Genomic DNA, 10831 nt, shown 5'->3' with positions numbered 1-10831 from the left:
GTATTTATATAAGTAGACGCAATAGTAAAATTAGTATTATTAATGATTTCTACTATTAACAAGTAGCCTATAGCAATTAAATAAGTTTTTTTAGAACAACATAAATAACTACCTATTTTTCTAAAATTACTTAATATACTATACTTTTCTTTACTTGAGCCATTTAGAATATTCAACTTATGACCTATAAATAGAGTTCCAATATAAGATACTAAAACTGTCCCTACTGGTATAGTCGCAACAAAAATATAAAAAGCCATTTTGGTTAATTCCTCGTTTAAAGGAAACATTACAGCTACAGAGTCAAAATCTTTAATTAAACTGTATCCAGTTAACGTAGACAAATAAACATCTATAAGTATCACTATAAAACATCCACCAATTGATGACCATAATATATCATCTAATATATTTCCTTTTTTGGATATAAAAAATCCACATATTAGCCCTAAAATAATACCTTGACTCATCCATATTGCCGATGGAACATCACCGATTGTTAATGCTACAATAAGTAATGATGTTATTGACGATAGTGCCGTATATTTAAATCCTATTCTCAAATATAAGATTGAAATAAAAATAGGTACTATCATATCTAAATATATCGAATACATAATTCCAGTAGAGATTGCTACTATACTAACTACAACAAAAAGAGCAGATAGCATAGCTGCTTCAGTTAGTTTTCTTGTTTTCAAATTATTCACCTTCATTTGTTTTTAAGTTATTACAATCCTAATTATAAAAACTATTATATTACAATTACTTGCTTAGTTCTATGAAGTTTTCTATATCTTCTTCTATTGTCTTTAAAGAGCTTCTCCAGAAGTCTTTATTATGAATGTCTATTCCCATAACTTTTGTTACATCTGCAATTTTATTTTTCCCTGTTATTGAAAGTAAATTCTCATATTCTTTAGGGAATGAATCACCCCTCTTGAGATATTCTGCATATAAACCTTTAGCAAATAATAACCCAAATGCATAAGGGAAATTGTAAAAATTACTATCAACATAATAATAGTGAGGCTTCCAAGTCCACATATATGGATGTAAATATTCAGGATCTAATCCCTCTCCATATGCTTCTTTTTGTGCTTTAATCATAAGATCCTTTATCTCATCTACTGAAAGCGCACTTTCTTTTCTCTTTTCAAAAAACCAACTTTCAAATAAAAATCTTGAATATATATCTACTATAACTTGTGTTGAATCACTTATCTCACTTTCTAATATTGATAAAGCTTCTTCTTTATCAGCTTCCTTTATAGCAGCTTTTTTAATAATAGTTTCACAGAATGTTGATGCTGTTTCTGCTATAGGCATAGGATAATCAGAATTTAAAGCACTTTCATTTTTTAGACACTCTCCATGGAATCCATGCCCTAATTCATGAGCCATAGTTACTACATCACTAAAAGTATTACCGTAGTTTAATAAAAATCTACTTTCCCCTATAAAGTGAAGATTTGAGCAAAATGCTCCTCCTACTTTACCTTCTCTAGGATATACATCTATCCAATTATTTTTTACTGCCTTCTTTGCAAAATCTGCTAGATTATTGCTAAATGTTCTAAAATTCTTTTCTACAAATTTAGCTCCTTCTTCATATGAAAATTCCATATCTTTATCTATAACTGGAGCATACATTTCATAAAAAGGTAATCCGTTCTTATATCCTAACATTTCAGCTTTTCTTCTTAAATATTTTCTAAAGGTCGGCATAGCTTCTTTCATAGCTGAAAGCATTGCATCTAATGACTCTTTATCCATTCTTGAATTTATAAGAGTTTGCTCTAGTGGTGACTCATAACCTCTAAGCTTGCATATAGTTAATACTTCCCCCTTTATTGAATTTAAAGCTGCGGCTACACCATCTTCAATCTTTTTATATGACTCTATTTCAGCTAAATAAGCCTTCTTTCTTACATCTTTATCTTTATCATAAGCCATATTCAAAACGACTGTAAGAGGTAATTCTTTAACTTCACCATCATCTTCAATAGTTACCTTATGATTTGAAATTAAGTTGTTTTTTAGCTTTAGCCATGCATTTGAGCCTGTATTTTGCATATTAGCTATTATATTTTCTTCTTTATCTGATAAAAGATATTTAGCTTTATCTACTATACTTGTTAATATAAATTTATGTTCTTTAAGTTTATCTGAAGATTCAATAATTCTATCTAAATTATCTAATGAACTTATCCATTTATTTAACTTTGTATCAGCTTCAACAATATTAGTTAATTTATCATCTAATATATCTGAGTATTTTAACGCAATAGTATTAGTCGTATCTGCACTAATAGTTAAATGAATAAATGCCCCTACCCTATTTACTAGATTTTCTATATCAGTGTAGTAGTCAATATACTCTTCTAACTTTTCTATTGAATTATCTTTACTTTCTGTTATTTTTTCAACCCATAAATTAAGATTACATATTAAACTATCAACCTTTTCTAAATCACTTTTGAATTCTTCAGAATCAAAGGATTTATATAATTCTTTTAAACTCCATTTTAATTCCACCTGTATTCTCCCCAATCTTTATAAATTTTATAAGTAATTTTTCCATTTTTTACTTATAAACTATTATACCATTTCACAAATAAAAATCTATATGAAAAAATAATTAAGATAATTTTAAAATAAAAAGAGGATGTCCAAAACATCCTCTCAAAATTATCTTTTTTTCTTTAATTGTAGCTTTTCAACCCATCCTTTTTTATAAATAAGTGATATATAACCAATTATTGACATAATCAAGGCTCCTAAACAATCTACAATCAAATCTTTCATAGTATCAATTAACGCAGCTCTTCCTACTAAATCTGCTCCACCTTCTAAAGCAAACTTTTGCATATTTAAACCTAAAAGACCATCAAATGCAAACTCATATATCTCCCAAAACACTCCTAGAGTTACTGCAAAGCAGAATGAAAATATAACTACAAATAGCGGACTTAAATTAATAGGAACAGTTTCTGATTTGTTTAATAATGCTACAAAAGAGAACCCTAAAGCTCCTAGCATAGCTCCACTAAATGTATGTAGTATAGTATCCCAATGTGGGACGTTGTAGTAAAAGCTTTTTACTTCTCCTAGATATATCGCACAATATAAAAATATTGTATAAAGAATTAACATATTTGAAGGTATTTCTATTTTAAATTTACGTTCAAATAATCCTGGTAAAAACATTGCAACTACACCTAAAATACACTGACATAAAATAAGTACATAGTCATTTTTTGTTCTTGCAAATGGATCACTTGGATTCATTACTGATGGAGCTACAATCATAGCCCATACTAAAAATACAATTGTTAGAATAAGCGAAATAAGTACGAAATATTTAAGTATCTTCTGATAGTTTATTTTTTTATCCTTCAACTTTTTTTCTTCCCCCTAATATTTGTTATGTGTAAATCACCTGATTCAATATCATATAACAATTTCAATAAAAAGTAAAACATATTTTTTAATTAAAAAACAAAAAATGACACATAAGATTATACTTACATGTCATTTTAAAATATATATTAATAATTCTCTATAAACACTTCAAAATATCCTTGTGGATGTAAGCATGCCGGACATGCTTTTGGAGCCTCATTTCCTTCATAAATATATCCGCAATTATTACACTTCCATAATACAGACTCTTCCTTCTTAAACACAGAATCGTTTTCTATATTTTCCAAAAGTTTTCTATATCTTTTTTCATGTCTAAATTCTACTTCTGAAATTCTTTCATAGGCAACAGCTATATCCAAAAATCCTTCTTCTCTTGCTATTCTAGCAAACTCAGGATAGTCAGCACTCCATTCCTCATGCTCTCCATTTGCAGCTGCTTTTAAATTTTTAGCAGTTTCACCATGTAAAGCAACAGGATAAGAAGCTGTTATCTCTATAGCTTCATCTGCAAACTCATCTTTTAAAAATTTATAAAATCTCTTTGCATGCTCCTTCTCTTGTTCTGCTGTCTCCATAAATATATTCGCTATTTGTACATAACCTTCTTTTTTAGCTACACTTGAATAATAAGTATATCTAGTTCTTGCTTGACACTCTCCTGCAAAAGATTTTAGTAAATTTTCTGCTGTTTTACTTCCTTTTAACATATTCAAAATCCCCTTCCCTTGTTATTCCATTTGTACAGTAATATTTTACCACAATAATAGCTGTTTGTGAATATTAACTATTAGCTATTTCCTTTCCTTTCACTTTTATCTAATTTTTTATTATATAAAAACATATAAAATGATGCACTAAATATTATAATATAACCTAAAACACTTAAGTAATCCGGTAGGGCTCCAAATATAATAAAACTAATAATGGCAGAGAAAATTATATTTGAATAATCAAATATTGATATCTCCTTTGAAGGTGCATATTTATATGCTAATGTTACTCCAAACTGTCCAATACTAGCAAAAACTCCAGCTAATATTAAATATATGAATTGGGTCATTGTCATAGACTTATAAACGACAATCATAAACGGAAATATTACAACAGTTGAAAATAACGAAAAGAAAAACACTACAGTATAATGTTTTTCTTTTCCACCTAAAACTCTTAGACAAGTGTATGCTGCTGCTGCACAAATAGCTCCCATTACCCCTAATAATGATGGAATTATATCTAAATTAAATGTAGGTTTTATTATAAATAATGCCCCTAGAAATGCAATAACAATTGCAATACTCTGTTTTATATTTATTCTCTCCTTTAAAAATAATGCTGAAAATATTATTACAAAAAACGGACTTAGCTTGTTTAACATATTAGCATCTGATAAAACTAATTTATCTATAGCATAAAAATTTAAAACAATACCTATAGTTCCAAAAATTGATCTTAATATTAATATCTTCTGACTTTCTTTCTTTCCAAAAAAACTCTCCTTATTTTTTATAATAAAGATAGCTGCAATTATACACGAAACAAGATTTCTAAAGAAAGTCTTTTGAAATGATGGTAAGTCTCCTGCTAGCTTTACAAATGCAGACATCATGGCAAATCCAAACGCAGATGCTATTATAAATATTATTCCTTTTGTCCTATTACTTAGTTCGTTCATTCTATTACTCCCTTGATATTTATTTTTCTACATTCTATAATAACTAAAACAAATAATAAATCAACTTTTATCTTAAATATATGAATAAATAAAAATAAAGTGGACTAACCACTTTATTTTTATTTATTAAATTTTAAAGTTCTCTTACATACTCTTCTGTTAATCTAAATGTAGTCCATTCATCCATAGGAATTGCACCTAAACCAGTATAGAATTTCTTTGAAGGCTCATTCCAGTTTAAACAAACCCATTCCATTCTCTTGCAACCCTCTTCTCTAGCTATTTTGCCTAATAGCTTAAATATCTCTTTTCCTAATCCCATGCCTCTATACTCTGATCTTATAAATACATCTTCTAAATAAAGGCCTGAAGTTCCTGTAAAAGTAGAAAAATTATAAAAATAAACTACATATCCCATTGGCTTTTCATCTTTCTCAACTATTAATACTTCTGCTCTTCTTTTCTCAAAAACGTATTTTTTTAGTGATTCCTCAGTAGCCTCTACTGCATGGGCTAATTTTTCATACTCAGCAATCTCTTTAATAAATCCCAAAATTAATGATAAATCATTTTCGTCCGTTTCTCTTAATGTAAAACCTTCAATATTTGTGTTATATCTTTTCATGTTATCCCCCTATAAGTTACATAAATATATTTAAATAATATCTAAATTCTAATTAAAATATCATTTATATCATTACTTACTTTTAATCTCTCACTATATACCCATTCTACATCAAACTCTAAAGAAAATATTTTTGAGAATGAATAATACATACTTATTTCTTGATAATATATCTCTAAAGCTTCTAAGTTTCCTTTATAGCATTCTGGTTTAAACAACTTTTTTTCTTTATTTACAAATAATTCATCAACATACTTTAAAAATGTCTCCATAAGACTTTCATTTTTTACATCAAAAGGAACTTTTAGCAAATTCCATTCTATCTCTTCTTTTAATTTATATCTTTTAATAGTTTCCAATACAATAAGATAATCACTTACATCCATTTTCCTATAATAATTCAGTTTTTCTTCCCTACTACTCCATAAAGCTAACTTTTCTTTTAATGGTAAATTTTTTATATTTAATATAGCTTCTGATGGACCTATAACAGCCTCTTCTATAATCTTATCTTTAGTCTCTATCTTTTCTTTTATAAAATCAGCAGTATCTCCTACTGAAGCTACATATCCAATATCGTAGATTCCTTTTCTACCTGCTCTTCCTGCTACCTGCTTCACCTCTTGAGATGTAAGTTCTCTTACTTCATCTCCATCAAACTTTCTAATAGACATAAATATTATTCTTCTTATTGGTAAGTTTACTCCCATTCCTATAGCATCTGTTGTAACAAGAACCTTTGTCTCTTTATTTATAAATTGATTATATTGCATTCTTCTAACTTCTGGTGGTAAATCCCCATATATTATACTAGCCTTAATTCCTAAGTTAGAATATTCTGATGCAATTTCTAATACTCTTTTCTTCGAAAAAACTACTATAGCATCTCCTTCTTGTGCATCTCTAATATTAAAGTTTTTATATTCTACCTCTAAAGGAATATTCCTTGTATATTCCTTTATCTCATATTCATCTTTGCAATCTTTTAATATTTTTTCTAATAATTCCTTAGTATTAAGAGCTCCACAAACATGAATTTCTTTACATTTAACTCCTAATAAAGCTCTTGTCCACGCTGCACCTCTTTGAGAATCACCTATCATCTGAATCTCATCTATAACTGCGATATCGTATTCCTCTCTTAAATTGAGTTTTTCAATTGTACAAGAAGTGTGCGTAGCTCCATCCTTAATTATTTCTTCTTCTCCCGTAGCTAAGTTACAAACTACACCTTCACTGTTAAGCTTTTCAAAGTTTTCTAAAGCTAGTATTCTTAACGGAGATAGATATACTCCCTTTCTTGCAGTTTTTAATCTCTCTATAGCATTAAAGGTTTTTCCTGTATTTGTATCACCTAAATGAACAAAAAATTTTCTCTCCATATTTCTAGCATTTATATATTCATTTTTAGGATTATCAGGAAAGTTCTTTTCAAATTCTTCTGCTATTATACTAGGAATATGATGTTTTGTTAGAACTGTAATAAATCCAGAATTTAATAATAACTTATAATTTCCTCTTACAACTTGATAATAATCAAAATCTGTTCCATTTTTTTTATTATATGCATTGAGTATTCTCTTCGCTGTCTCTTCAAGCAACTCTTCATATCTTTCTAAAACATCATTATATTCTTTAAACCCTTGGTTTTCCATTTCCAAAAGCAAATTTATCTTTTTTCTTATTGCTGCTTCATGTTCAAATAGAGCCCCTGCTTTAGAATGATTAACAATTTCTTCTATTTGAGCAATTTGACCTTTTATTTTTTTAAATTCTCTTTGTGCTGCATTTTTTTTCATACAATCCCTCCATAAGGATTTTATTTCCTACATCTATATTGTACAACAAATAAGGGCTGTTTCAAAACAACCCTTAAACTTTTAATTAAAATTTTACACTTGATACTTTTCGTACCATATCTAATTCTTTTTCTGATTCAACTTGAATTAATGATTCATTCCAATCTCTATCAAATTTTATCTTAAATACTTCAACATCAGCTTTATTATTAACTGGAGCCATTGTTACGTACTCAGTTTTATTAATTAGCTTTTGCTCTAAAATTTGATAATCAATTTTATTTCCATTATCATCTCTAAATGTCATTATCTTCTGTTCCAATATTATCACTCCTTCACTTATAATATTAGTATTGTTCAAAGAACATAAAAATTATAGCTATTAATTTTATTACAGTAAATTTTCTCAAATTTTTTAATATACTAGTATAAAATATTTATATTGAGGTTGAAATGAATAAAAGAATACTATCACTACTATTAACTTCTTTTCTTTCTTTATTTCTTATTAGCTGCACTATAACAAATACTTCTAATAGTAGCTCTGATAACAAAAATCAAAATTCTAACTATAGTAATTCCACTACTAATCCTTCTGAAAATAATACTTCTAATAATAGTAATTCTTCTAATAACACTCCCCCTCCAAAAGATCCAAATATAAATAACGAAAATCCAATAGAAACTATAAACTGTAGATTGTTTTTTTTCGACTCCGAAAAGCTAAATCTTTATTATGTAGATAAAGACCTGAAGGTTAAAGATAATGCTTTAGTTAGCGCATTAACAAAAGAACTACAAACAAATACCACTAGTGATACTTTTTTAAAACTAACTCCTAATGTTGGCATAAAATCAGCTACCTTAGATAAAGATAAAGGCATCTTAAAAGTTGTATTTAACAAATCATATGTGAATGAAATGATTTTAGGGACAGCTACAGAGAGTGGATTATTATCATCTTTGGTAAATACTTACGGCTATAATTATGGAGTAAACAAAGTATCTATCTATTTTGGAGATGAGCTTTATACATCTTTAAAAGGAGATCTCCCTGACGGTTACTTTAATACTAGCTTCTCAGATGCTACAGCCTATAATTCAGAAATATCCACTCCTTCTACCAATGTCGATAAAATTTGTAGACTATATTTTTATGATGGAGATAATGATTGTATCTATTATAGTGATACCACTCTTAACGTAACAGATAACGCACTAACTACAGCACTAACTAATGCATTAAAAACACCACCTTCATCTTCTTTTTCTTCTATCCCTAATACAGTTAATGTGATTTCTGCAGATTTAGATAGATCTAAAGACTTAATAACAGTAAATCTTTCAAAAAACTACTATGATATCTTAAGTAAAGTTGGTTCGGGGTCAGAAAGTTCTTTATTGCAAACTTTAGCTATGACTTATAGCTATAATTATAATATTGGCAAAGTTATAATTTTAATTGATGGTAAGGCTTATAGCGGAAGTCATATTCTTCTTACTGATGGAGAAACAGTTAATTTCGACCTATCCTCAGCTAAAAAATTAAATTAAAAATGTAAAAGGAGGCAAATCATTTTGCCTCCTTAATATATATTATTATGCAGTTACTTCATCAATTAAAGTATCATCGCTAGAATAATATTTCTCTTCATCAAATTCATTTTCACTTTTACTAACTATAAGTGTACATATGCAATCACCAAATACATTTATTGTAGTTCTACACATATCTAATATTCTATCTACTCCCATGATAAGTCCTATTCCTTCTACAGGTAATCCTACAGTTCTTAACACCATTGATAGCATAACTAACCCTACTCCTGGTACTGCAGCTGTTCCAATTGAAGCAAGTGTAGCCGTAACTATTACAACCATAATTTGCCCAATCCCCAATTCTATTGCATATATTTGAGCTATGAATACTGTAGCTGCTCCTTGCATTATAGCCGTTCCATCCATATTTATTGTCGCTCCTAAAGGTATTGTAAAGGATGATACTTTATTGCTAACACCTGAATCATCCATAGCCTTTTTGGTAATAGGTAATGCAGCCCCACTTGATGCAGTAGAAAAAGTTACAGCTGCTACTTTTGCAAATCTTTTAATAAATGGAGCAATACTTAGCCCTGTAAATCCTTTTAATAATCCTGAATATACTACCACAGCATGTACAGCTAAGGCTAATAATACAACTATCATATATTTTATTAAGGATCCGAAAGCTTCAAATCCTGTTGTTGCAAAAGTATTAGCTATTAATCCAAATACTCCTATTGGTGCAATTGCCATTACTATATTAACCATCTTTAAACAAACTTCATTTAAACTAAGCATAAAGTTTTTTACATGTTTAGCTTTTTCCCCTAATATGCTTATTGTTGCCCCAAATAAAATTGAAAAAGATATTATTTGAAGCATATCACCATCTACCATAGCTTTAACTGGATTTGTTGGAATTATACTTATAATTAAATCTGCTATACTTTGACTTTCTCCTATTGTAGGTTCTTGAATTACTAAACTTGACATATCCAATCCAACTCCTGGATTAATTATAAATCCAAGACCTATAGCTATAGATATAGCAACAGCTGTTGTAAACAAATAAAACACTATTGTTTTACCACCAATTCTACCTAAACTTTTTATATTTGCAAGTGATGCAACTCCACAAGTTATCGAAGCAAAAACCAATGGAACCACAAGCATCTTAATAGCACTAATAAATCCTGTACCTAAAACCTTTATAATACCGTTTAGAAACAGAGTATCTTTTATAAATCCTGCTGGCAATACTCTAATTATTAATCCTAAAAGTAATCCTAATCCCATCCCTATAAATATCTTTGTAGTTAATCCCATTTTACTTTTCATAAAATTCCCCCTTTTATCTTTACTTAATTCATATCTATATTTTACCACAAAAATGAATATTCTCAAAATCTTTATTCATTTTTCTAAAAATTTAAAAAATCAACATTTTTTATTCATATATTTCATTCCTTTAAATACGCATTATAAACACCTTCTAAAACTCTCCCCCCCATTTTTTATAATCGTCTCAATATTCCACTACTCTTTTTTGAATTTTATAATTTAAAAACTTTCATTTATATTTTTTCTTTAATCCTTCGCAATTCTCTGACTTAAATATCCATAAATATATATTTTTCGCTATTTATGTAAAGATAATTTATTTATATGCTATAATATTACATATAAATAAATTACTAAAGGAACTTTTTAATTATGAATATCTTTAAATCTTTTTTAGAATTTCTTCCCTATCCAGTTTGGATAGAA

10 protein-coding genes are annotated in these 10831 nt (G+C 28.2%); 1 reads left to right on the top strand and 9 read right to left on the bottom strand.

All coding sequences use genetic code 11. The features are described from left to right. From H8S20_RS01805 to H8S20_RS01770, 8 genes are all read right to left on the bottom strand, one after another. On the bottom strand, nucleotides 1-701 hold a 701-nt coding region (locus H8S20_RS01805), incomplete at its 3' end, for a YybS family protein (RefSeq protein WP_186859171.1). A gap of 64 nt (nucleotides 702-765) precedes the next feature. Further along, nucleotides 766-2538, bottom strand: a complete 1773-nt coding sequence (locus tag H8S20_RS01800) for a M3 family oligoendopeptidase (RefSeq protein WP_186859170.1) — start codon at nucleotides 2536-2538, stop codon at nucleotides 766-768. Between the two features lie 153 nt (nucleotides 2539-2691). Continuing rightward, entirely contained in the window at nucleotides 2692-3402 is a 711-nt protein-coding gene (locus H8S20_RS01795) for a DUF2238 domain-containing protein (protein WP_032118182.1), read from the bottom strand. 149 nt (nucleotides 3403-3551) lie between these two features. Next, nucleotides 3552-4133 carry a rubrerythrin gene (rbr, locus tag H8S20_RS01790; RefSeq protein ID WP_032118181.1) on the bottom strand — a complete coding sequence of 194 codons (582 nt, stop codon included), beginning with the start codon at nucleotides 4131-4133 and terminating at the stop codon, nucleotides 3552-3554. An 80-nt stretch (nucleotides 4134-4213) separates the two neighbouring features. Continuing rightward, complete coding sequence (locus H8S20_RS01785) at nucleotides 4214-5098, bottom strand: DMT family transporter (RefSeq protein ID WP_186859169.1); 885 nt, start codon at nucleotides 5096-5098, stop codon at nucleotides 4214-4216. Between the two features lie 133 nt (nucleotides 5099-5231). Then, nucleotides 5232-5723, bottom strand: coding sequence for a GNAT family N-acetyltransferase (locus H8S20_RS01780; RefSeq protein WP_032118179.1), 492 nt, complete (start codon nucleotides 5721-5723; stop codon nucleotides 5232-5234). A gap of 41 nt (nucleotides 5724-5764) precedes the next feature. Further along, complete coding sequence (locus H8S20_RS01775; protein ID WP_186859168.1) at nucleotides 5765-7522, bottom strand: helicase-related protein; 1758 nt, start codon at nucleotides 7520-7522, stop codon at nucleotides 5765-5767. 85 nt (nucleotides 7523-7607) lie between these two features. Next, nucleotides 7608-7853, bottom strand: coding sequence for a DUF1292 domain-containing protein (locus H8S20_RS01770; RefSeq protein WP_366455372.1), 246 nt, complete (start codon nucleotides 7851-7853; stop codon nucleotides 7608-7610). Between the two features lie 122 nt (nucleotides 7854-7975). Between H8S20_RS01770 and H8S20_RS01765 the strand changes: the two genes are divergently transcribed. Further along, nucleotides 7976-9076, top strand: a complete 1101-nt coding sequence (locus tag H8S20_RS01765) for a GerMN domain-containing protein (RefSeq protein WP_186859167.1) — start codon at nucleotides 7976-7978, stop codon at nucleotides 9074-9076. Between the two features lie 45 nt (nucleotides 9077-9121). On the opposite strand, the gene H8S20_RS01760 is transcribed toward H8S20_RS01765, so the two are convergent. Beyond that, nucleotides 9122-10402 (bottom strand): dicarboxylate/amino acid:cation symporter, encoded by a 1281-nt coding sequence (locus H8S20_RS01760; RefSeq protein ID WP_186859166.1) that lies wholly within the window; start codon nucleotides 10400-10402, stop codon nucleotides 9122-9124. Nucleotides 10403-10831: the final 429 nt, after the last annotated feature.

The sequence above is a fragment of the Clostridium hominis genome (genome assembly GCF_014287825.1).
GTDB classification, from domain to species: Bacteria; Bacillota; Clostridia; order Clostridiales; family Clostridiaceae; genus Clostridium; species Clostridium hominis.
Note: the sequence above shows the minus strand (reverse complement) of the source record. Positions and strands in the feature narration are given on the sequence as shown.